The organism is Aeromonas sp. CU5 (genome assembly GCF_002586745.1).
In the GTDB taxonomy this organism is placed as follows: domain Bacteria; phylum Pseudomonadota; class Gammaproteobacteria; order Enterobacterales; family Aeromonadaceae; genus Aeromonas; species Aeromonas sobria.
Genome location: NZ_CP023817.1, coordinates 1,427,614 through 1,451,069 on the forward strand (window position 1 = coordinate 1,427,614; position 23,456 = coordinate 1,451,069).

At 59.1% G+C, this 23,456-nt stretch carries 19 protein-coding genes; 11 read left to right on the plus strand and 8 right to left on the minus strand.

Annotated features, from left to right (window positions below; all coding sequences use genetic code 11):
* Positions 1-44 precede the first annotated feature (44 nt).
* Genes CK911_RS06340 through CK911_RS06360 form a run of 5 tightly spaced genes read left to right on the plus strand, consistent with a single transcriptional unit; the run spans position 45 to position 4,881 of the window.
* The gene (locus tag CK911_RS06340; RefSeq protein ID WP_098969368.1) at positions 45-1,655 is read left to right on the plus strand and encodes an ABC transporter substrate-binding protein; all 1,611 of its coding nucleotides are present in this window, start codon (positions 45-47) and stop codon (positions 1,653-1,655) included.
* Complete coding sequence (locus tag CK911_RS06345; protein WP_098969369.1) at positions 1,640-2,650, plus strand: ABC transporter permease; 1,011 nt, start codon at positions 1,640-1,642, stop codon at positions 2,648-2,650. Before CK911_RS06340 ends, CK911_RS06345 begins: the two co-directional genes overlap by 16 nt.
* Positions 2,640-3,455, plus strand: coding sequence for an ABC transporter permease (locus tag CK911_RS06350; RefSeq protein ID WP_098969370.1), 816 nt, complete (start codon positions 2,640-2,642; stop codon positions 3,453-3,455). Before CK911_RS06345 ends, CK911_RS06350 begins: the two co-directional genes overlap by 11 nt.
* Complete coding sequence (locus tag CK911_RS06355) at positions 3,449-4,237, plus strand: ATP-binding cassette domain-containing protein (protein ID WP_098969371.1); 789 nt, start codon at positions 3,449-3,451, stop codon at positions 4,235-4,237. The genes CK911_RS06350 and CK911_RS06355 overlap by 7 nt, the downstream gene beginning before the upstream one ends.
* Positions 4,237-4,881: an ATP-binding cassette domain-containing protein gene (locus CK911_RS06360; protein WP_098969372.1), complete on the plus strand. Its 645-nt coding sequence runs from the start codon at positions 4,237-4,239 to the stop codon at positions 4,879-4,881. The genes CK911_RS06355 and CK911_RS06360 overlap by 1 nt, the downstream gene beginning before the upstream one ends.
* Before the next feature lie 21 nt (positions 4,882-4,902).
* On the opposite strand, the gene CK911_RS06365 is transcribed toward CK911_RS06360, so the two are convergent.
* The 5 genes from CK911_RS06365 to CK911_RS06390 all read right to left on the minus strand — a co-directional run bounded on the left by CK911_RS06365 (position 4,903) and on the right by CK911_RS06390 (position 9,971).
* Positions 4,903-5,748: a DUF2927 domain-containing protein gene (locus CK911_RS06365; RefSeq protein WP_098969373.1), complete on the minus strand. Its 846-nt coding sequence runs from the start codon at positions 5,746-5,748 to the stop codon at positions 4,903-4,905.
* A 26-nt stretch (positions 5,749-5,774) separates the two neighbouring features.
* Entirely contained in the window at positions 5,775-6,278 is a 504-nt protein-coding gene (locus tag CK911_RS06370; RefSeq protein WP_042021847.1) for a M48 family metallopeptidase, read from the minus strand.
* A gap of 222 nt (positions 6,279-6,500) precedes the next feature.
* Positions 6,501-7,871, minus strand: a complete 1,371-nt coding sequence (locus CK911_RS06375; RefSeq protein ID WP_042021848.1) for an L-serine ammonia-lyase — start codon at positions 7,869-7,871, stop codon at positions 6,501-6,503.
* A 275-nt stretch (positions 7,872-8,146) separates the two neighbouring features.
* Entirely contained in the window at positions 8,147-9,532 is a 1,386-nt protein-coding gene (locus CK911_RS06385; protein WP_098969374.1) for an L-serine ammonia-lyase, read from the minus strand.
* 154 nt (positions 9,533-9,686) lie between these two features.
* The gene (locus CK911_RS06390) at positions 9,687-9,971 is read right to left on the minus strand and encodes a pyrimidine/purine nucleoside phosphorylase (RefSeq protein WP_068978539.1); all 285 of its coding nucleotides are present in this window, start codon (positions 9,969-9,971) and stop codon (positions 9,687-9,689) included.
* Positions 9,972-10,241: 270 nt separating this feature from the next.
* Between CK911_RS06390 and CK911_RS06395 the strand changes: the two genes are divergently transcribed.
* Both CK911_RS06395 and CK911_RS06400 read left to right on the plus strand, forming a co-directional pair.
* Complete coding sequence (locus CK911_RS06395) at positions 10,242-11,483, plus strand: dicarboxylate/amino acid:cation symporter (RefSeq protein WP_083221041.1); 1,242 nt, start codon at positions 10,242-10,244, stop codon at positions 11,481-11,483.
* 89 nt (positions 11,484-11,572) lie between these two features.
* Positions 11,573-11,944, plus strand: coding sequence for a hypothetical protein (locus CK911_RS06400; RefSeq protein WP_157774539.1), 372 nt, complete (start codon positions 11,573-11,575; stop codon positions 11,942-11,944).
* 922 nt (positions 11,945-12,866) lie between these two features.
* Here the strand turns inward: CK911_RS06400 and pfkA are convergent.
* The 3 genes from pfkA to elyC form a co-directional block, all read right to left on the minus strand.
* On the minus strand, positions 12,867-13,838 hold the full coding sequence (gene pfkA / locus CK911_RS06405; RefSeq protein WP_042021853.1) for a 6-phosphofructokinase: 972 nt from the start codon (positions 13,836-13,838) through the stop codon (positions 12,867-12,869).
* A gap of 147 nt (positions 13,839-13,985) precedes the next feature.
* A complete protein-coding gene (gene tpiA, locus CK911_RS06410) occupies positions 13,986-14,741 on the minus strand; it encodes a triose-phosphate isomerase (protein WP_042021855.1) in 756 nt (251 codons plus the stop codon).
* 135 nt (positions 14,742-14,876) lie between these two features.
* Positions 14,877-15,647 (minus strand): envelope biogenesis factor ElyC, encoded by a 771-nt coding sequence (gene elyC / locus CK911_RS06415; protein WP_098972493.1) that lies wholly within the window; start codon positions 15,645-15,647, stop codon positions 14,877-14,879.
* Positions 15,648-15,757: 110 nt separating this feature from the next.
* Between elyC and cmoM the strand changes: the two genes are divergently transcribed.
* The 4 genes from cmoM (at position 15,758) to mukB (ending at position 23,294) form a co-directional block, all read left to right on the plus strand.
* Positions 15,758-16,534, plus strand: a complete 777-nt coding sequence (gene cmoM / locus CK911_RS06420) for a tRNA uridine 5-oxyacetic acid(34) methyltransferase CmoM (protein WP_042021857.1) — start codon at positions 15,758-15,760, stop codon at positions 16,532-16,534.
* Positions 16,535-16,747: 213 nt separating this feature from the next.
* Positions 16,748-18,082 (plus strand): chromosome partition protein MukF, encoded by a 1,335-nt coding sequence (gene mukF / locus CK911_RS06425; protein WP_098969376.1) that lies wholly within the window; start codon positions 16,748-16,750, stop codon positions 18,080-18,082.
* Positions 18,063-18,800, plus strand: coding sequence for a chromosome partition protein MukE (gene mukE, locus CK911_RS06430; protein WP_068978542.1), 738 nt, complete (start codon positions 18,063-18,065; stop codon positions 18,798-18,800). The genes mukF and mukE overlap by 20 nt, the downstream gene beginning before the upstream one ends.
* A gap of 66 nt (positions 18,801-18,866) precedes the next feature.
* Positions 18,867-23,294, plus strand: coding sequence for a chromosome partition protein MukB (gene mukB, locus CK911_RS06435; protein WP_098969377.1), 4,428 nt, complete (start codon positions 18,867-18,869; stop codon positions 23,292-23,294).
* The last annotated feature ends 162 nt before the right edge of the window (positions 23,295-23,456 follow it).

A 23,456-nucleotide genomic window follows, 5' to 3' on the forward strand; every position in this document is an offset into this window, starting at 1 on the left:
TCTTTCAGAGATAAAGAGTGAGTGGAACCATAAAAAGGATCCCCATGACGATTCCACGCAATTGCCTTCGCCATTACGTCGGCCCCAGTGCTGCCGCCCTGTTGACTCTGCTGCTGGGCACCGCCTCTCATACTGCGCTGGCCGCCGCCCAACCTGTGCCTGCCGAACTCAAGCTTGCCATCGGCGCTGAACCCACCGAAGGGTTTGACCCCCTGCTCGGCTGGAGCCACGGCAGCTATCTGCTGCTGCACAGCCCGCTGCTTAAACAAAACGCCGATCTCGGCTGGCAGGATCTGCTCACCCAATCGGTGACCCCGAACAAGGACGGCAAGGGGTGGCTGATTACCCTCAAGCCTGATCTGAAATTCTCCAACGGCGCACCGCTCACCGCCGAAGACGTCGCCTTTACCTACAACAGCGCGGCCAAGGGCGGCGGCAAGATCGATATGGGCAACTTCGTGAAGGCCGAGGTGGTGTCGCCTACCGAGGTTGCCATTGTCTTAAGTGCCCCCCAGAGCACCTTCGTCAACGTGCTGGGCTCCTTGGGGATAGTGTCGAAGAGGGATTACGACGCAAAAGCGTACGCCCAAAAGCCGGTCGGTGCCGGCCCTTACCGGCTGGTGAGCTTCCTGCCCGGTCAGCAACTGGTGGTGGAAGCGAACCCCTATTACGCCGGCGGCAACAATGATTTCAAACGGCTGGTGTTTGTCTTTATCGATGAAGAGAGCGCCTATGCCGCCGCCCAGAGCAGCCAGCTCGATCTGGTGCGCATCCCCCCGTCGCTGGCGCCCACCGTACCTGCCTCCCTCAAGCTGTGGGTGCGGCCGAGCGTGGAGAACCGCGGCATTGTCTTCCCGATCCCGCCTGCGGGCGGCAAGGATGCCAAGGGTTATCCCATCGGCAACGACGTGACCTCGGATGTGGCGGTGCGCCGCGCCATCAACTATGCCATCGATCGCAAGCTGCTGGCGGATCAGTTGCTGGAAGGGCACGCCATCCCCGCCTATAGCGCGGTGGAAGGGTTGCCCTGGCTGAACAAGGCCACCGCCTTCAAGGATGGGGATACCGCCCATGCCAACTCCCTGCTCGACGAGGCGGGCTGGAAGAGGGATAGTGACGGCATTCGCCACAAGGGGGATCTGCGCGCCGCCTTTACCCTCTGGTACACCAGTGGCGACAGCACCCGCCGGGATCTGGCGGAAGCGGTGCGCGCCATGCTCAAACCCATCGGTCTTGAGGTGAGCCTCAAGTCCGGCAGCTGGGAGCAGGTAGAGCGGGAGATGCACGCCAATCCGGTGCTGATGGGGTGGGGGAGTCTGGATCCCATGGAGCTCTATCACCACTACCAGAGTGGTTCGGGCGGCGTTGAGTTCTACAACCCGGGCTACTACAGCAATCCTGTGGTGGATGGCCACCTCAAGCAGGCGCTGGATGCCCCGAACTGGCAGGCGGCAGTGCCGTTCTGGCAGCAGGTGGAGTGGGATGGCAAGAGCGGCGCCGGGGTGCAGGGGGATGCGGCCTGGGCCTGGCTGCTCAATGTGCAGCACACTTATCTTGCCAACAGTTGCATCGACCTTGGCAAGGGTGCGCCAGAGATCCACGGTAGCTGGTCTTTGCTCAACAACCTGCAGGATTGGCGGTGGACGTGCCGTTAAGTTCGCCCTTTAGCTCTTCCGGTTACATTCTGGTAAAAGCCCTGCTGCGTCTGGCAGGGCTGTTGTGTCTGGTCTCGGTCGCCACCTTTGTGCTGCTGAGTTACTCCCCCATTGATCCCATTAAGGCCTATATCGGCAACGATCTGCTCCATGTGCCTCCGGAACAGTACGCCCGCATTGCCGCTCGCTGGGGGCTGGATCAGCCGCTCTGGCTGCGCTACTGGCACTGGTTTACCCAGGTGCTGCAGGGGGATCTCGGTTACTCCATGCTCTACAACGCGCCGGTGGGTGAGGTGATAGGCCAGCGCTTTGCTGCCTCCTTCCTGCTGCTGGCGGGGGCCTGGCTGCTCTCCGGCTTTTTCGGCATTTTGCTGGGACTATGCGCCGGTCGCTATCTCAACCGCTGGCCCGATCGTTTTATTTGCCGCTTTGCTTACTTGCTCGCCTCCCTCCCTACCTTCTGGGTTGGCCTGCTGTTGCTCGCGCTGTTTGCGGTGCACTGGCCGCTACTGCCGGTCTGCTGCGCCTGGACGCCGGGCCTCGCTGCCGATGAGGCGGACTGGTTGATGCGATTGCGCCATCTGTTGCTGCCGGTGACCACCTTGGCGCTGCTCGGGGTGGGCAACATTGCCCTGCATACCCGAGGGCGGGTGGCCGAGGTGCTGGAGAGCGACTTTATCCGCTACGCCCGCGCCCAGGGGGATGGTGGCTGGCCCATGCTGCGCTTTCATGTGCTGCGCCACGCCTTGACTCCGGCGCTCTGCCTGCAGTTTGCCTCCCTCGGTGAGTTGATTGGCGGATCCCTGTTGGCGGAGAAGGTCTTCTCCTATCCGGGGCTTGGACAGGCCACCGTGGATGCGGGGCTGCGGGGAGATATCCCCTTGCTGATGGGCATAGTGCTGTTCTGCACCCTGCTGGTCTTTATTGGCAATACGGTGGCCAGTTTGCTGCTGGCTCGCATCAACCGGGGCTGGGAGGGTGAGCATGCTGTTTAATCCGTTCCCCTCCATGCTGCGGCTGGGTTTTGCCCTGATCGGATTGGCGCTGCTGGCTGCTTACGGCTGGACCCTCTCTCATCAGGATGTACCTATGGATCTGCTGGCGCGCCAGCAACCCCCCTCGCTGGCCCACTGGTTCGGCACCGATCAGATGGGGCGGGATCTCTGGCTGCGGGCTTTTCAGGGCACCCTCACCAGTCTGGAGCTCGGCATCAGCACGGCCCTCTGTAGTGGCCTGCTGGCCATGGTGGCGGCAAGTGTGTCGCTCATTCACCCTAGATGTGATGCAGCGGTGCGAATGGTGATCGACGCCATGCTAGCGCTGCCCCATATGCTGCTGCTGATCCTGATCTGCTTTACCGTGGGGGGCGGCATGCGCGGGGTGATCCTGGCGGTGGCGCTGACCCACTGGCCCAAGCTGGCGCTCATTCTCTGCGCAGAAGCGCGGCGGATCGCCTGTAGCGACTATGTGGTGCTGGCCCGCTGTCAGGGGATGGGGGCGCTGCGTCGCTGGCGTACCCACCTGCTGCCGGGGCTGTTGCCCCAGTGGTTTATCGGCACCTTGTTGATGTTTCCCCATGCGGTGCTGCACAGCGCGGCCTTGAGCTTTCTCGGCTTTGGGCTGGCGGCCCACGAGGCCTCTCTTGGCCTGCTGCTGGCCGATGCCCTGCGTTATCTGGCCGGTGGCGGCTGGTGGCTGGCCCTCTTCCCGGGACTGATGTTGCTGCTGCTGGTACTGCTGTTTGATCAGGCTACCCGCGCTCTGCAACAGCTGCTGTGGCACAGGAGTGAACCATGCTGAGTTTTGACCATGTGACCATAGAGGCGGCCCACTACTCCTGGCTGGGGCGACGCAGCTGGCAGCCTTTACTGACCGATATCAGCCTGCAACTGGCGCCGGGGGAGATAGTGGCACTGGTGGGAGGGAGCGGTGAGGGCAAGAGCCTGCTGCTGCAAAGTGCCCTGACCCTGCTGCCGGACAACCTGCGGATGCGCGGCGCCATCTCCCTCGATGGCACGCCCCTGTGCGACGCCAGCCGGGCCCGTCTGCGTGGCCATACCCTCTGCTATGTGCCGCAGGGGGTGAGCGCCCTCAATCCATTGCTGACAGTGGAGCGCCAGCTTGGCCGCGCGGCCAAGCTATGTGGTCAGAACGGTTCCCGCGAGCGGCTTGGCGAGCAACTGCTGCGATACCAGTTGCCCGCCACCACGCTGGACAGATACCCGCGTCAGCTCTCCGGCGGCATGGCCAAGCGTATTCTGGCATGTACCGCGGCACTTGGCGGCGCCCGCTACATTCTGGCGGACGAGATCACCGCCTGGCTCGATGAGGGGCTGGCCTGTCTGCTGCTCAGTCAGTTGCGTGAATTGGCCAATCAGGGCAGCGGCATCCTCTGGGTGACCCATGATCTGGCGCTGGCGGCCCGCTTTGCCGATCGCATTGTTGCCCTTCATCAGGGGCAGGTGAGCGATACCTTGAGCTGCCACCATCTGCGCCAGGGGCAGGGGAGCGAGATGCTGCGTGCCCACTGGCAGGCGCTGCCGGAGTTCAACTCGCTCTTCTCTGTGCCGGAGGTTTCCTGATGTTTGAAGTACGGGATCTCACTATCGCTCAGGGGGAACGCCCCCTCTGGCAGGAGCTATCGCTGACGGTGAAAGCGGGCGAACGGCTCGGCATCTCCGCCCCGAGCGGTTATGGCAAAACCACGCTGGGGCGAGTATTGGCGGGTTGGCAACCGGTTCGGGGAAGCGGGGAAATGCGGCTGGATGGGCAGCCGGTGCCTGAACAGGTAAAAGGTTATAACCCCATCCAGCTGGTGCCCCAGCATCCGGAACTGACCTTCAATCCCTATCGCACCACAGGGCAGGCGCTGTGGGATGTGTGGCACCCCGATGACGCCATGCTGGCCCGTTTTATGGTCAAGCCCGAGTGGCTTGGTCGCAAGCCGGGTCAGCTATCTGGCGGCGAGTTGGCACGTATCGCGCTGCTGCGAGCCCTCGATCCCCGCACTCGTCTGCTTATTGCAGATGAGGTGACCGCCCAGCTGGATCCGCAAATCCAGCGCCATATTTGGCTGGAGTTGATGCGCGAGTGCGAGCAGCGCGGGCTAGGCATCCTGATTTTTAGCCACCAACAGGCGCTGCTGCGCCAGGTCTGCCATCGGGTGCTGCGCTTCGAACCTCATTGCGAACCAGTGGCTGGGGAGATGGCAGCCACTGCTGCCTGATAGCACCGGCAGGCGAGGTATTCACTGCCCCGCCCAGCTTTTCAAACTCTGCTGCTGCACCCGGCGATTGGCTTCGCGGATCTCTCCCTTGGCGCGCAGATCCGCCAGCGCAATGGGCAGTACCGCGCGGATCTCGTCACTGCTCATCCCTGCCTTGAGGGCCGGGTGATAGGCCATCTTGAGCAGCACATAGTCGAGGCCGGTCAGAAAACTGTCGATGCTGTTGTCATTGAAGATGGAGGGGAACACCTTGTCCGAGTCGTTGGGCAGCCCCATCACCTGGGTGAACTCCTCTACCACGCAGTCTAGAAAGCGCCCCTTGGCCCGGCTGTAGTCCACCGGAATGATGATGGTCGCACGGCTGATCTCGTGCTGCGGATTGGTGGCGAAGTTGGCAAGGCAGAGTCCCTCCTTGAGGGCAATGTTGACCGACGGGTCGTTCCCCATGGTGCGGTTGGCCAAGCTCTTCATCTTGCTGTAGTCGGTCATGATCAGGGTCAGATTGGGCTTTGCGGTTACCATGCTGATGGGGTGGCCGGTGATGCGGGCCAGATGGGCCGCCTGCACCTTCACCACGTCCGCTTGCAGCGGCTTGTCCCCCGACTCGTTGATGAGCTGCAACCGGATCGGTTGCTGCCAGCGGGCAAAACGGGTCTGCCTGGCTTCGCCATACTCCCGCTCCATGGCGATGGCCATAAAGCTCTCGACCAGATAGCTGTCGCTCTGCCAGCGCTCATCGGCCCGGGCGCTGTGGCCCGCGAGCAGAAGCAGCAGGGCTAGTAACCCGCGTGACGCGCGCCCCATATGGGCAATAAATAGCCTGGGGGTAAGTAGCGTGGTGCTAAAGGGGATGGCGGCAAATGACATGTTTCCTCCTTGAAACGGTTGTCAGCCTAGCGGCTGGCCTTGTCGATATCGCGCCAGGTGAGCCAGAGTCTGAGATCAAACTCCAGTTGATGATAGTCCGGCTCCATGTGCTGGCAGAGCTGATAGAAGCTCTTGTTGTGATCCTTCTCTTTGATGTGGGCCAGCTCGTGTACCACGATCATCTTCAGAAAAGGCGGCGGTGCCTCTTTGAACAGGGCGGCAATGCGGATCTCGTTCTTGGCCTTGAGCTTGTTGCCCTGGATCCGGCTGATATAGGTGTGCAGGCCGAGGGCATCCTTGATGACATTGATCTTGCCATCGAAGACCACCTTGGATAACGGCGCCGAACTCTTGAGGTAGCGGTTCTTCAGCTCCATGGTGTAGGCCAGCAGCGCCTTGTCACTCTGGACCTGATGGCTATCGGGATAGCGTTTGGCCAGCATATCTCCCAGCTTGCCTGCACTGATCAGTTGTTGTACCTGGGCTTTGAGGGGATCTGGATAGCCACCCAGATAAGTCAGTTCCGCCATGTCTATTACTCGTTACATCCAAAAGAGCGCCATTGTAGTGATCGCCGGCCCGCTTGCCTACTGCTGGCCGCCTGTGGCTAGCTTCCTGACCCTGTTCGACAGGCATAAAAAAATCCGAAACCCTGCAACAGGTTTCGGATTTTTCATTGTTGGGGATCGGTCAATGGCGCCTTAACTGGCCGCCATCATCGACGATCCCGCTTTGAACAAGAGGGTGAACCCTTATTCGCAAGAGACCTGCATCACCTTGATGGCCAGACCACCACGGGATGTTTCACGGTACTTGGAGTCCATGTCCTTGCCGGTGATGTACATGGTCTCGATCACCTTGTCCAGTGATACACGTGGCTTGGAGGTACGACGCAGGGCCATGCGGGAGGCGTTGACCGCCTTCATGGCAGCAATGGCGTTACGCTCGATGCAAGGCACCTGTACCTGACCGGCAACCGGATCACACGTCAGACCCAAGTTATGCTCCATGCCGATCTCGGCGGCTTCACAGACGTGCTCAGGGCTACCGCCCATCAGCTCGGTCAGACCCGCGGCGGCCATGGAGCAGGATACGCCCACTTCACCCTGGCAACCCACTTCGGCACCGGAGATGGAGGCATTCATCTTGTAGAGAATACCGACGGCACCGGCAGCCAGATAGAAACGGGTGTACTCATCACGGCCAACCGGCTGGATAAATTTGTCGTAGTAGGCCAGCACGGCCGGGATGATGCCGGCAGCACCGTTGGTCGGTGCAGTCACCACACGGCCACCGGCCGCGTTCTCTTCACTCACGGCCAGCGCGAACATGTTGACCCAGTCAATGATGTTCATCGGATCGTTGGAGAGATTCTCGTTGGTGCTGAGCTGGCGGAACAGCGGGGCAGCACGGCGGGGAACCCGCAGCGGGCCGGCCAGTACACCTTCGGTGCGGCAGCCGCGCTCGATCCCTTCACGCATGGTGTTCCAGATCTTGCCGAACTTCTTGTAGATCTCTTCCGGGGTATTGAAGCACTTCTCGTTCTCCAGCATCAGGGCGGAGATGGAGAGACCAGTCTGGCTGCTGTGGGCAATCAGTTCGGCTGCGCTCTTGAACGGATAGCGGACCGACATGTCGCCGCTGTCTGCTTTGCCAAAGTTCTCTTCGTCAACGATGAAACCACCGCCGATGGAGTAATAGGTCTTGCTGTAAACCGCTTCATCTTCAATGAAAGCAGTCAGCTTCATGCCATTTTCGTGCAGCGGCAGGGCTTCGTCATGGAACACCATGGCATTGCGCGGAAAGCTGACGGTGTGGCAGTGCAGACCGATCGGCAGACGTTCGGTCTGCTCGACGCGAGAGATAAACTCGGGGATCGCATCGATATCGACGTTTTCCGGCAAGTTGCCTGCCAGACCCATGATGATAGCGGTGTCGGTGTGGTGGCCTTTACCGGTCCAGGAGAGGGAGCCGTAAACATCCACTTTGATGCGGGTGATCTCGCGGATTTTGCCGCCTGCGCGCAGCTCGTCAACAAACTGCTTGGCCGCTTTCATCGGGCCAACTGTGTGGGAAGAAGAGGGGCCTACACCGATTTTGAAGATATCAAAAACGCTGATCATGTCACAATTACCTCAGGGTAGAAGGGGGCGGCATGCCCACTCACAGAAATTTGGAAGATCCATGGGACGCGCTTGTCAGCGCAGGTCACAGAACCAGATAACCGTAGTGTAACGGCTCAAGACCTAAAAAAAGTTGAAATAGATCTATTTTTGTTGAATCTGAGGCGGGATTATAAAATTAATTTTGTTGCTTATCCATTTTGTTAAGCGTTTACCCATAAAAATACCCGGCGATGCCGGGCATTTAGGAACCAAATGGAGTCAGTTTCTGTTTTTTAACATTCAGTAATGTTAACTGCCAGGCCACCGCGGGCGGTCTCCTTGTATTTGGTCTTCATGTCGTTGCCGGTCTCCCACATGGTTTTGATCACCTTATCCAGCGATACCTTGTGCTCGCCAGTGCCGCGCAGGGCGAGGCGGGCGGCATTGATCGCCTTGACTGCCCCCATGGCGTTACGCTCGATGCAGGGCACCTGTACCAGCCCGCCGATGGGATCGCAGGTGAGGCCAAGATTGTGCTCCATGCCGATCTCGGCGGCGTTCTCGACCATGGCCGGACTGCCGCCAAACAGCTCAGTGAGTGCCCCTGCGGCCATGGAGCAGGCGACCCCGACCTCACCCTGACAGCCCACTTCCGCCCCCGATAGCGAGGCGTTCTTCTTATATAAGATGCCGATGGCGGCTGCGGTGAGGAAGTAGCGTACCAGCATCTCGTCATCCACCTTGTGGACGAAACGATCGTAGTAGTGCAGTACCGCAGGAATGATCCCGGCAGCCCCATTGGTAGGGGCGGTAACCACCCGGCCACCGGCTGCGTTCTCTTCATTGACCGCGAGGGCAAACAGATCGACCCACTCCATCACCATCAGCGGATCCTTGTTGAAGTTGGTCTCGCAGCTGAGCTGGCGGAACAACCCCGGCGCGCGGCGTAGCACTTTGAGGCCGCCCGGCAGCACCCCTTCGCTCTTGCAGCCCCGCTCGACGCAGCCTTGCATCGCTTGCCAGATCTTGCGCAGCCCTGTTTTTATCTGTTCATCACTGCGAAATACCCGTTCGTTAGCCAGGATCAGGCCAGAGATAGAGAGGCCGCTCTCCTGGCAGTGGGCGAGCAGTTGGGCCCCGCTGTCAAACGGGTAGGGGACCGGGTGCTCTGCATCTGTTTTGATGGCTTCTTCCTTGGCGGTGGCGAAGTGGCTCTCTTCAATGATGAAGCCGCCCCCGATGGAGTAGTAGGTCTGGCTAAACAGCAGGACGTTGTCGGCGGCAAAGGCGCGCAGGGTCATGCCGTTGGTGTGCGCCGCCAGCGTCTTGCGGCGGTTGAAGATGATGGCCCCGCTGCGGGGGAAGTGGCTCGGCTGTTCACCGGCCAGTAGCAGGCTTTGTTCTTTATCCACCTTGGCCAGCAGATCCGGAATAGCATCGATATCGACCGATTCCGGTTCAAAACCGGCCAGTCCCAGAATGATCGCCTTGCCGGTCGCATGTCCTTTTCCGGTCTGGCCCAACGAGCCGTAGCACTCCACTTCGACCCGCGCAGTGTGTGGCAGATGGCCTTGCTGGCGGAGCAGTTGGATGAAGGCATAAGAGGCCCGCATAGGACCGACGGTATGGGAAGAGGAGGGGCCAATGCCAATGGAAAACAGGTCAAATACGCTGATCATGACATCAATCCGGTGATGGTTTATGTCTGTTTATTCTAGGATTTTTGCCGTAGATAGAAAGAGGGGAGATGCAGTGCTGTGACATGGGCACAGATAAAGTGGTGACGGCGTGTTCATCCAGGTTGAAGGGGACTTGCCCCCTCAACCAGCGGGATCAGTCGAGAAATTCGCACAGATAGGCGGTGGGGGTTTTCACTTCCAGTTTGAAGGAGGAGTGGCCCGCGACCAGGAAGGATTCACCCTGGTGATAGGTGTGCCACTTATCTTCATCAGCCAGCTGAATGGTGAGTGCGCCCTTGATCACCGTCATCCGCTCGGGGGCGGCGGTGTTGAACAGGTAGTCACCGGCGTTCATCACCCCAACGGTAGATTTTTCGCCTTTTTGTTCGAAACCGATGGATTTTACATTTCCGTCAAAATATTCGTTAACTTTCAGCATCTTTACATCCCTGTGTGTACGTTTGTGCAGCCAAGCTAGCACAATCTTTTGCCAGTTGTCATGGGGGGATGGGCTAAAAATCACCGTGGCCGCGTTGAATCTTTACTTTTTAGCAAACTTATTAATAGTTAAGGTTAACGACTTGCTGATTTAAAACAGCTATTAAATGTGAGATAACACGTGCAAATAGGGGAATGAGCCGATGCTCATTCCCCTATTTGGTTTATTGCACTGGGAAAGTGTGAATTTTGCTACATAAAGGAACATATTGTGTTAACTAAAGGACTCATTAAAAACATCGGCTTCCAGGTTGTGGTGGCCATGGTCTTGGGCGCAGTAGTCGGCGCCTTCATGGGTGAACAAGCCACTGTGTTTGCACCGCTCGGTACCCTGTTTATCCAGCTGATCAAGATGCTGGTGATCCCGCTGGTGGCGGTTGCCATCCTCTCTGGCGCAGCCAATCTGGGTGCTAGCCCGGCTGCCGGCAAGATCGGCGCTGCCACCCTGGCCTTCTTCCTCGGCACGTCAGCACTGGCTGTGCTGCTGGCGCTGGTGATGGGGCAGATCTTCAAACCCGGTGTCGGGGTCGATTTTGGTTCAGCCTCCGCCATGTTTAGCGGTGACTATGCCGATAAAGGGGCGTTGCCGGATGCGGTTGCCACCCTGCTTGGCATGATCCCCACCAACGTGTTCCAGTCGCTTAACGAGGCGAACATCCTGCAGATCCTGGTGTTCTGTATGTTCCTCGGCATTGCGCTGGCCAAACAGCCGCGCGAACGCGCCAAGCCGCTGGTCGATGGGCTCAATACCCTGGTGGATGCCTTCGTCTGGATGATCAACAAGGTGATGATCATCGCGCCGCTCGGGGTGTTTGGTCTGATGGCTGAAGCCATCGGTACCTATGGCTTCGACGTGCTGACGCTGGTACTCAAGTTGTTCGTGGTCTACGTGGCTGCCATCCTGATCTTCGGCTTTGTGGTCTATCCGCTGCTGGTGATGGCGTTTTCCAATACGCCGGTGATGAAGTACCTCTCTGCCATGAAGAAGCCGCAGATCGTGGCCTTCTCCACCGCTTCTTCCATGGCGACCCTGCCGGTCAACATGGAGACCTGCGAGCATGATCTGAAAGTGACCAACGCGACCGCCTCCTTCGTGCTGCCGCTGGGGGCCACCATCAACATGAGCGGCAACGCCATCTATTACGGTCTGGTCGCCATCTTCTTTGCGCAGGTTTACAACATCGACCTGAGTGTCGGTGCCTGGGCTGCCATCATAGTGACCTCCACCCTGGGGGCGATCGGTCAGGCCGGTGTGCCGGGCCCCAGCTTCCTGGTGGTTGCCGTGCTGCTGGCAGCCGGGATCCCCATTGAAGGGCTGCCGCTGCTGTTTGCGCTGGATCGTCTGTTTGACATGATCCGCACCTCCCTCAATATCACCGGTGATGCGGCATGTGCTGTCATTGTTGACCGCTTTAGCCCGGAATATGACCCACAGCGTTGGAACAAGGCATAACAGCTTTGAGCTGAAACTGTGTGACGCGAGCCCCTGCCATGATGGTGGGGGCTTTTTTATATCTGCCGGACAGGTATCAGGGGGCAAGCGTGAGCAAGGTGCTGCTGGCGGTTTGCGCTGCAGTGAATGGGTATCTCTGGCTGGGGAACAATGTCGAGTGTAGAGACGGTCAACTTGTAGCTGCGGCTGGGGGGGCTGAATGGCAGGCAACAAAAAGGGGAGCTTGGCTCCCCTCGGATATGATCTGCTGCTGGTTCAACTCCATCAGGCCAAACAGAGTGTGGTTAAACCATCCTGGTTACACCCTTGTGGCGAAAGAAGCAGCGTCAACGTACAGAAATCATATCTATGTTGGCTATCACGACAGTGCTGTTGAAAAGCGCCAGTTAGTGGCGATAAAACAGGCATGCCTGACAGGAATGTTCCGGATTGATGTCTCTCTATCCGGCTCAGAACTGTGACAGTGAGGGCAGAGAGACAGCAACCAGGGTAAAAAACACCGTAAAGACGGCAGTAACAACAAATTCTTTCATTTTCTTCTACCCAGATTGTTGGTTGATGCAGTCAAGATACCATAACCAGCCCTTAAAACAAGTGCATTATTGTTTAAATGGGTGTTTTGGTGGTCGCAGGAGGCGAACGGTCTGTTTTTGTCATCTTGTGCTGTTTTTATCTACCATTTGGCTTGGTGGCGTTTTTTTAATCAACTGGTTTGGATAAATGCATTATAAATCAGTATTTTATGTTTTTGATGAGGTTGCTTTGAATGGGGTTTATGTGGCTCCATCTTAATTTTTGGTAAATTAACACAGCTATTATGGCGCTGGATGGGTGATGAAAACTGTCGCAATCATGCTGTTGACCATTTCTGGCGAAGATAACCCCGCCAAAAAAAGTAACCACTGGTAATGATGACCGCATATCGGGGGCTGCTTGCACGACATGCCTCTGGTTGAGCCGCCAAGTCACGGTAATCCCGCTGACATATGGACGATGGGTGGTGGACAGTCAGCTATCGGGCATTGAGAGGTCTGTTTGATCGTCAACCATCAAGAGGGGCCGCCAGAGCCCGTCGTCATTGATATGGGTTGGATGCAGGGGGATAGTTGCGGCGGATGTGCGTGTTGTAACAGCAGCGGCATGCCCATATTCCCTGATAGGGCAAGGGGGAGAGCAGAGACAATGCAGGGGAGGATGAGCGCGCTTCCCGTGCGCAGGGTTGCGATAGGAGCAGGATGATGGCGGCACGTTGCCAGAGAGGCCGTTAGCCGTTCCGGGCGATGGATGAGCAGCCATGCTGGCGCTATGGCTGGTTGCTTCAAATAGAAAAAACCCTCCAGCGGAGGGTTTTTTGCATTACCAAGCTATCTAAACGGCAGTCGCTTAGAACAGGGTGGTAGAGAGATCGTAGAGTTCCTGGTTAAACGGACGCTTCAGATTCTCGATGCAGTCGATGATGTCGTGATGCACCATGACGTTACCCTGAATACCGACGCAGCGACCACCCTGGCCAGCCAGCAGTTGCTCAACAGCGAAGGCGCCCATACGGCTGGACATGATGCGATCGCGCGCAGTCGGGGCCCCGCCACGCTGGATATGGCCCAGAATGGTGGCGCGGGTTTCACGACCGGTCAGCGCTTCAATGTCCTTGGCCAGTACATTGACGTCGGTGACGTGTTCACAGATGGTGATGATGGCGTGACGCTTGCCTTTGGCTTCGCCTTCCTTGATCTGTTGCAGCAGCTTCTCTTTGTCGAAGGCCACTTCCGGCACGATCACGTACTCGGCACCGCCAGCAACGGCCGCAGACATGGCCAGATCGCCACAGTGGCGGCCCATGATCTCGACCACTGAGATGCGGTGGTGGGAGCTGCAGGTGTCGCGCAGACGGTCGATGGCGTCAACAACCACGTTCAGTGCAGTATCAAAGCCGATGGTGAAGTCGGTACCGGCGATGTCGTTGTCGATGGTGCCCGGCAGGCCGATGCAGGGGAAACCCTCTTCGGTCAGCTTCTTGGCACCCATGTAGGAGCCATCACCGCCAATCACCACCAGCGCATCGATGCCATGCTTTTTCAGGTTCTGGATAGCTTCGGCACGTACCGCCGGATCTTTGAAAGCAGGGAAACGGGCAGAACCGAGGAAAGTACCACCACGGTTGACCACGTCGGAGACGCTGTGGCGCTCCAGCTTGACGATGCGATCCTGGTGCAGGCCGAGGTAGCCATCATAAATACCGTAAACTTCCAGGCCATGATGCAAACCGGCGCGAACCACGGCGCGAATAGCTGCGTTCATACCCGGTGCGTCGCCACCACTGGTCAAAACACCAATACGTTTGATTTGTTTGGTCATGAGTGCCTCTGGATCTGAGTTGTCAAATACGAATGTTGAAATAGACAAGCCACTTTTACTATATCGGCTTTCCTATGGAATGCGGGGTGACCATAGGAAAAGCGATATAGAGAGGGGACGTGCCCCTCTCTTATTAGTAATCGAGGATTACTGGGCTGCGCCCGCGATGATCTGGGAGAAGTCGTCCACTTTCAGGGACGCACCACCGACCAGGCCACCGTCGATGTCCGGCTGACCGAACAGGTCGGCAGCAGTGGCACCAGTGACGGAACCGCCGTACAGAACCTGTACTTTGGCAGCGATAGCAGCGTCAAAACCGGCCAGATACTGACGGATGTGCGCGTGAACGGACTGAGCGATCTCCGGAGTGGCAGTCTTGCCAGTACCGATGGCCCATACCGGCTCATATGCAACAACGGCGTTGCTGAAAGAGGCGATGCCGCAACGGTCGATAACGGCTTTCAGCTGGGTCTCAACCACGTTCTTGGTCACACCGGCTTCGAACTGCTCCAGAGTTTCACCGATGCACAGAACTGGCACCAGGCCACCTTTTTGGATCGCTTCGTACTTGGCAGCAACCACGTCGTCGGTCTCTGCGTGCAGGGTACGACGCTCGCTGTGGCCGACCAGGGAGTAGGTGCAACCGAACGCTTTCAGCATGGAGGGGGCGTTTTCGCCGGTGAAGGCGCCAGACTCGTGAAGGTCAGCGTTCTGGGCACCGTAAGCAATTTTGCTGTCAGCGGTCAGCTGCTCAACCAGACCCAAAAAGATAACCGGCGGGCAGACGGCGACTTGCACAGAAGGATGAGCGGCAGCAGCCGGGGTCAGTCCTTTGATCAGAGCTTCAACAGAAGCTTTGGTGCCGTTCAGTTTCCAGTTACCCATTACCAGGTGCTGTCTCATCTTGTATATCTCCTAGGCATTTGATTGCGCGACATTATATGAATTGAACCGAGCCCAAGATAGCTGACCCGGCGGCAAATGACGTAATTTTTTTTCGCTTTCCTGATCCAAATCAGAAATGAAACGCTTGATCGCTCATTCGTTAACCTGCCCCCGCAAGCGGGCCCACCATACTCCAATCCATTCGTGGATGGCAGCCTCGGAATACATCAGATAACGCCCTTTGGGTAAATAGCTGTAGAGCGGCTGTGCTACCTGGCTCTGCTTGGCGGTGTAGTCGGTGGGGGCTGGCACGGCATTGAGTCCCTGGCTCTGATAAAGTGCCATGGCGCGGGGCAGGTGAGTGGCCGAACTCACCAGTGCCACCTCTTTACCCTTGAGATGGACACTGATGCTGACCGCTTCGTCATGGGTGTCTTTGTTGTTTTCAAACAACGTCATTCGGGCGCGGGGGATGCCGAGGCTCATCGCCATCCGGGCGTTGACCTCGGCGTTGGAGAGGATATCCCCTGATACATAACCCGAAAAGATTAGCTCCGCGTCGGGATAGGCCAGGGCGAGGCGCACCCCTTCGAGGGTGCGGGCCAGGGCGATATTATTCTGCCAGGAGCGCTCGGGCACCGCCGGATCGCTGACATGGCCGTTGCCAAGCACCACGATCGCCTCGATCTTGGGATGCTGGCTCACCTCGAACGGTGGGAAGGTCTGCTCCAGCCCTCTGGCCAGTTCGTAGCTCACCGGTCGCATCCCCATCACGGTGACAATCAGCAGTGACAAGGTGGCCAGCAGCTTGCCGGTTTTTTGGAAACGGGTGAACCAGAGCAGCAGCAGGGCGAGCAGCAGCAGGGAGAGAGAGAAGGGGAGTGGCATCAGCAGTTGGCCTAGCCATTTTTTGACCACAAACAGGTTGAGCTCAAACACGAGTCACACTTCCTTGAGTTTTCAGCAAATTCGGGATGTGACAGAATACCCTTCTTTTTCGTCATGCCCAATGCAGCGGCTAAAGTTGAGTGTTTTTGAAGCAAGATCAAAGTTTTGACGGCCGCACCGACAAGTTCGCCCGTAACATTTATGACTCCACCAAGGGGCGCATTCGCACCACCATCGTCTGGAGTGACATCGAAGCCTGCCTGGCCCGCCTTGGCAATCGACCGTTGCGCATCCTCGATGCGGGGGGCGGTTTTGGCTATTTTGCCCAGAAGCTGGCGGCCATGGGCCATCAGGTGGAGCTGTGCGATCTCTCTGCCGACATGCTTGAGCTGGCTCGCAGCCAGATCGCCGAAAAGGGGCTGCAAGACAGAATTCGTCTCATCCATTGCCCCATTCAGGATCTCAAGGCCCATGTGACCGGCACCTTTGATCTGGTGCTCTGCCATGCGGTGCTGGAGTGGCTCGCCGAGCCGCGCCAGACCCTGCTAGGTCTGTTCCCTTTCGTCAAGGCAGGGGGCATACTGTCGCTGCTTTTTTACAACCGCCATGGCTTGCTGTTTCAGAGTCTGGTGGTGGGCAATTTTGACTATGTGCGGCTCGGCCTGCGCAAGAAGCGTCAACTTCCGTTGACCCCCACCAATCCCCAGTTGCCGGAGCAGGTCTATGACTGGATCGGGCGAGGGGGGCTCAAGATCATCGGCAAGACCGGGGTGCGGGTGATCCACGACTATATGCGCAACCGGCAGGATCAGAGCGAGAAATTCGACGATCTGCTGGCCATGGAGCAGCAATATTGCCGTCAGGAGCCGTTTGTCGGACTGGGGCGCTATATCCATGTGATGGCGCAGAAACCCGCCAGTTGATAGGTCGACGAGTGGGCTGCTGAGGAGATAACCTCGTCGGTGTTTTTTTGCCGTATCTGGGTCCATGTATCCATGTGATGGCACAAAAACCGACCAGCCGATGGCGGTGCAACCCGCCAGCTGAAGCCCTGAATAACGTGATTTTTTTGATGCTACCGGATGTAGCCGCGCGCAAGTTTGTGCGCTCAATTACAACAACGAGATGACAACGTCATGATGAGTACATCCCGTACCCTGCCCGAGCGTTCTTTGCCGGAGATAGTAGGGTGGGTCAGGCAGGAGGGGTTGGCGCTGAGCCTGCCTACCGACCGGCTGGCCTTTCTGATTGCAATCAAGACACTGTCCGAAGATGAATCGGACTTGTCGGAAGCGGCGCTGCACGATGCCTTTGGCTACGTCAGCAACGCTTTTGGCCAGATGGACGAGACCCTCACCGGTCGCGCCAACAATGCCATCAACGACCTTATTCGCCAGCAGATGCTGTCGCGCTTCAACACCGACATGGTGGCGGGGGAGAGCCTCTATCGCCTGTCGCGCCTTGGGGTCGGCATCGTTGACTTCTTTCTCGACCAGCGTCCGGTCGACTCCATCAAGCTCTCCATTTTGCTCGAGCACTTGGCGGCCGAACTCGACACTGCCCGCAAGGCGGCGCTTGAGACCAACACCCGCGAACAGTGGGATGCAGAGGTGCTGCCACGGCTCACCTTCTCGCTGGAAGAGACCCTGGGGCGTATCGATCTGACCCAGCGCGCCATGGATGAGCAGCAGAATCAGGTCAAGAGCGAGATCGCGGCCTTGCTGACCCAGAACTGGGTCGATGCCATTCACAGCTGCGAAAAACTGCTGCATGAGACCGGACAGACCCTGCGCGAGCTGCAAGACACCCTAGACGCCGCCGGTCACCGCCTGCAGGCGGGGCTGCTCAACATTCAGGAGGCAGCTCAGGGGCGTGACGATCTGTTCCACGTCGAGGAGTTGACTCACGCCTTGCAGGGGCGGCTTGATGTCATCACCAGCTGGGGCCAGCAGTGCATCGAGCTCTGGTCCCGCTATGACCGCCACGTCCACAAATTTATCCGCAACGCCATCGACATGGACAAGAACCGTGCCTTCAGCCAGCGGCTGCGCGATTCCATCCGCAATTTCGAGCAGCATAACTGGCTGCTGCGCATTGCCGAGGAGCCCCGTCTGCTGGAGCTGCGGGATGAAACCATCGCTATCCACGACGAGGAGGTGACCGGCGAGGTGCCCCTCGAGATGGAGTACATGGAGATGGTGGATATCAACCAGGAGCTGGCGGAGCGCATCGAGCGTTATCTGGCCCGCTATCCCGAGCAGGGCCAGCAGCTGGATTTGGCCGATGTGCTGCGGGAATACCTGCTGGACTACCCGGCTCACGCCCATTTCGATGTGGCGCGCCTTCTGATCGACCAGGCTGTGCGCCTGGGCCATGCCAGCGGCGAGCGCGATCTGCACCGCCAACCCGCATGGAAACCCATTAACCAAGCTGGATCCAAGGTTCAGGCCTATGTCATTGATCAATACTGAGTTTCCCTTGCCGCTGCGACTCGCAGAGGCGATTGCCAACCCCTTGTTTCCGCGCATCGACACCGCCTTGCGCTCCGGCCGTCACATCACTGCCGACGATTTCGAACCCCATTCGGCACTGGTGGAGTACCACAACGAGCTGGAGATCTTCTACGGCCGTTATCAGGTTGAACTGATCAAGGCGCCGGAAGGCTTCTTCTACCTGCGTCCGCGCCCCAGCGCCGACATCGGCACCACGGTTTTGTCTGAGCTCGATATGCTGGTGGGTAAGGTGCTCTGCTACCTCTACCTGAGCCCGGATCGCTTGGCCTCGGAAGGGGTGTTCACCATGGGTGAGCTGCAAGAAGAGGTGTTGAGCCTGGCTGACGAGAAGCAGCTGCTGCGGATGGTCAACAGCCGCTCCGGCGGTACCGATCTCGACAAGAAGAAACTCTTGGAGAAGATCCGTACCTCCATGCGCCGCCTGCGTCGCCTTGGCATGATCACCGCCCTTGGCAACAGCGACAAATTCCGGGTCAACGAATCTGTGTTCCGCTTTGCCGCCGACGTGCGCTCCGACGAAGATCCGCGCGCCGTGCAGCTGCGGATGATCCAGGAAGGTGAAGCCATCTTCCACGACGACGAGATGCCGAGCAGCGATTCGCTGTTTGACGATATCGAAGCGGATCTTGATGAAGAACAGCTTGAACTGGAGGTGGAAGATGACCTGCAGCGTTAAAAGTCAGGCCCTGATGGAGATGATTGGTTTGATGGCGCCCAATTTTGCTTTTATGGAGAGTGCTGCGTGAGAGGTAAATTCAAATCCCTGACCATGGTCAACTGGAACGGCTTCTTCGCCCGCACCTTCGATCTTGACCAGCTGGTCACCACTCTCTCTGGCGGCAACGGCGCGGGCAAGTCCACCACCATGGCGGCCTTTATTGCGGCGCTCATTCCCGATCAGTCGCTGCTCCATTTCCGTAACACCACGGAAGCGGGCTCCAGCAGTGCCTCCCGTGACAAGGGGCTTTACGGCAAGCTGCAGCGCGGCCATTGCTATTCGCTGCTGGAAGTGATGAACAGCCGCGAACAGCGGATCTGGGTCGGCGTCCACCTCGAGCAAGTGGCCAACCGCGACAACAAGGTCAACATCACCCCGTTCGCGCTGGTGGATGTGCCGGAGCAGCTGCTACCCACCGATCTGCTGTTGGAAAAACTAGAGGACGGCAAGGGCCGGGTGCGCGCCTTTACCGATCTGAAAGGGGCGGCCGCCGAGCTGGGGGCCATGAAGGTCGCCAAGTTCAATACGGTGACCGACTACCACAACTTCATGTTCGAGTTCGGTATTACCCCGAAGAAGTTGCGCGATCAGAAGGATCGCGGCAAGTTCTATCGCCTGATCGAAGCCTCTCTCTACGGCGGTATCTCCTCGTCCATCAGCCGTTCCCTGCGTGAATACCTGCTGCCGGAGAACTCCGGGGTGCGCAAGGCGTTTCAGGACATGGAGGCGGCCATCTATGAAAACCGCCGCACCCTGGAAGCCATTAAAGAGACCCAAGGTCAGCGGGATCTGTTCAAGAACCTGATCACCGAGACCACCCATTATGTGGCGGCGGACTATGTGCGCAACGCTGCCGAAAAGAGCCGTCTCTCCGAGCTGGCCCTCAAGGCGCGTCAGGAGCTGGCGGAGAAACGCCGCATCTTGGCCGAAGAGCGCCAGCGCGCCATCTATCTGGCCGACGAGGTGGAGCAGCTCACCAACCGCGAGAAATTGCTGACTGCCGAGGCTGAGTCTGCCGCCGATCACTTGGCAAAAGTGTTGGCTGCGGTGGCGCTGCAAAAGAAGATCGAGATGTACCGCGCCGATCTGGCGGAGCTGGTCGACAAGCTGGAGCAACAACAAGCGATCGTCGAGGAGATCCACAGTCAGCTGCTGGAGGTGGAAGAGCGCAAGGAGCTGGCGCAGGCCGAAGTAGACAGCCTCAAGACCCAGCTGGCCGACTATCAGCAGGCGCTTGATATTCAGCAGACCCGCGCCATCCAGTACCGTCAGGCGGTGCAGGCGCTGGAGACTGCCCGCGAGCAGTGCGAGCTGCCGGGGCTGACAGCCGAACAGGCGAGCGACACCCTGCACCAGTTCCGCGCCGCCGAGCAGAGCCTCACCAGCCGGGTGTTGGGCGCCGAGCAGCAACTGGCGCTGGCCAAGGCGGCAGTGGCCGAGCACGAAGCGGCGTTGGCGCTGCTTTTGAGCATCGCCCCCGAGACAGTGCGCGAGGCCGCTTGGCCCACAGCGCAGGCGCTGCTCAAGCGTCACATCGAAGACAAGGCCCGCATTGCCCAGGGGCAGGGGCTGCGCGCCGCGCTGGCTCGCCTCGAGAAAGAGAGCGACAGCCAGCAGGCGCTGTTCAAATTACGCGACGAATTGCAGCAGGCCTCTGGCCAGCTGATCGCCAGTCAAGACGAGCTGGAGATCTTCCTCGAAGCCCAGCGCACCCGTCAGGAAGAGCTGAGTGAGCAGCAGGCGGAGGTGAACCAGCGCCGCGCCAGCCTCGAGCATCAAGGTGTCCAGCTCGGACGCGATATTGCGGAGCTGACCAAGCTGGCACCCCGTTGGCTCAAATCCTTTGAAAAGCTCGAGCAGCTGCGCGAGCAGAGCGGATTGCCGCTGGCTACCGCCGAGGCGCTCTCTGCCGGCATGCAGAGTGTGCTCGACAAGGAGCGCGAGTTCGAGCAGGAGAGCAACCGCATCGCGGCGCAGAAACAGGCGCTGGAGCTGCAAATTCGCAACCTGCAGCTGGGTGCCGGTGAGGCGGATCCGCGCCTTGCTCGCATCGCCGAGCAGGTGGGGGGCGTGCTGCTCTCCGATGTCTATGACGACATCTCCATCGACGATGCCCCTTACTACTCCGCGCTCTATGGCCCGGCTCGCAGCGCCCTGGTGGTGCTCGACCTCGAGGGCGCCATCGAGCGACTGAAAAAGCTGGAAGATTGCCCGGAGGATATCTACCTCATTCAGGGCAACCCCGACTCCTTTGACGAAGACCTGGTGGAAGCCGACGAGCTGGGAGACGCCGTGCTGGTGCGCACCAGCAAGCGTCAGGTGCGCTTCTCCCGCTATCCCGAGCTGCCGCTGTTTGGCCGCGCCGCCCGTGAAAAACGCATTGAGCAGCTCGATCTTGAGCGCGAAGGGCTCATCGAGGGTTACGCCAAGGCCGCCTTCGAGCAGCAGAAGTACCACCGTCTCTACGGACATTTTCGCGACTTTATCGGCCAGCATCTGGATATCGCCTTCCGCCCCGACCCCGAAGCCGAAGTGCAGGCCAAACAGGCCGAACTGCGGGGATTGCAGGGTGCCATCGCCGAGTGTGACAAGCAGCTGGCCGAGGCCAAAGCCGCCACCGCCCAGCTGGCCCGCCATATCCAGCTGGTGCAGGGGATGCTGCCCTTTGCCCACCTGTTTGCCGAGACAGAGCTGGCGGCCCGCCTCGAGGCGGCCCACGCCGATGTGGAAGCGCTGAAACTGGCCGAAGTCTTTATCGCCAAGCACGGCAAGGCGCTGGAGACGCTCGAGACAGTGGTGCAGGTGCTGCGTCAGGATCCGCAGGATCTGGCCGCCCTGCAGGCGGCCTACGATGAGCTGAGCGACTTGCTGGCCGAGCAGAAGCGCCGTTGCTACGCCCTCGATCAGCTGGTGGCCCGTCTGCCGCACTTTGCCTATCAGGATGCGCAAGACCTGCTTGGCAAGGCCTCCGAGATGAGCGAGCGACTCAAAGAGAAGCTCAAGGCGGCCGAGCTGGCGGCCCGCACCGCCGGCGAGCAGCACAAGCAGATTGCCCAGCGTCACACCGAGGCGTTGCAACTGCGCACCGCCCTTGATTCCAGCGCCTCGGCCAAGCGCCAGACCCTGACCGAGTTCGAGCAGGAGCTGGCGGCCATGGGGCTGACCCTCTCTGACGATATGGAAGAGAAGTCCCGCGCCCACAAGAAAGAGATTGAAGAGCTGCTGATCCGCACCCGTTCCCGTCGCACCAGCGCCGAGGCCCAGCTGCAGGTGACCAAGCGCGAGATCGAATCCCTCGGTGGTCGTCTCACGCTCGAAGGCAAGGATTACTTCAGCGCCCGTAAATCTCTGGTAGGCCACAAGGCGAGCTGGTCGCGGGTGGTGCGTTTGGCGCGGGAGACCGACGTCGAGAAGCGCCTCAACAAGCGCGAGCTGGCTTATCTCGACAGCGACGAGCTGCGCTCCATGTCGGACAAGGCCCTCGGCGCCCTGCGCGTGGCTGTGGCCCACGACGAGGCCCTGCGCGATGCGCTGCGCCTGTCGGAGGGTAACCGCAGCACCGAGCAGAAGGTCGCCTTCTACGTGCAGGTCTACCGTTACCTCAAAGATCGCATCCGCAACGACATCATCCGCTCCGATGATCCGGTGGAAGCGATCGAGGAGATGGAGATCGAGCTGGCCCGTCTGGCCGATGAGCTCAAGCAGCGGGAAAACCACCTGTCGCTCTCTTCCCACGAGGTGGCGGCCAAGATCACCAACATCATCCGCCGCGAGCAGAACCGCATTCGGGTGCTCAACCAGGGCTTGCAGAACATTGCCTTTGGTCTGGTGCGCGGGGTACGCCTCAACGTCAATATCCGCGAGGCCCATACTCGGTTGCTGACGGCGCTGGCCGACCAAACCGCCATGCACAACGATCTGTTCGCCGACAAGGAGCTCAGCTTCTCCGAGGCGATGGCCAAGCTGTTCCAGCGCCTGAATCCGCAGATCGAGCAGGGGGATCGCAGCTATCAGGTGATGGGCGACGTGCTGCTCGACTATCGCAACTATCTGGAGCTGGAGATCGAGGTGCAGCGTGGGGCCGATGGCTGGCTGCGGGCCGAGAGCGGCGCGCTCTCCACCGGTGAGGCGATCGGTACCGGTCAGGCCATCCTGCTGATGGTGCTGATCAGTTGGGAGGAGGAGTCCCGCCGTCTGCGTGGCAAGGATATCGCCCCCTGCCGTCTGCTGTTCCTCGACGAAGCGGCCCGTCTGGATGGCAAATCCATCGCCACCCTGTTCGAGCTGTGCGAGCGGCAGGATATGCAGCTGCTTATCGCGGCGCCCGAGAACATCAGCCCCGAGAAGGGCACCACCTACAAGCTCATCCGTAAGGTGCAGGGCAAGCACGAGCATGTGCATGTGGTGGGCCTGCGCGGCTTCGGCTTTGCCGATGACAAGCTGATCGCCTGACTCTGATGGGCAAATAGCAAGAGAAAAGGGAGGCATTCGCCTCCCTTTTTATTGGGAAAATATGGCAAAGTAGCGGCGCTGCCCCTGATGGGGTAAGGCTGCGGATGAACGGGCTTGCCCGGTTCTGGTTAAGTATCCCTCTTGTTGTGCTGCGTTTCGGAC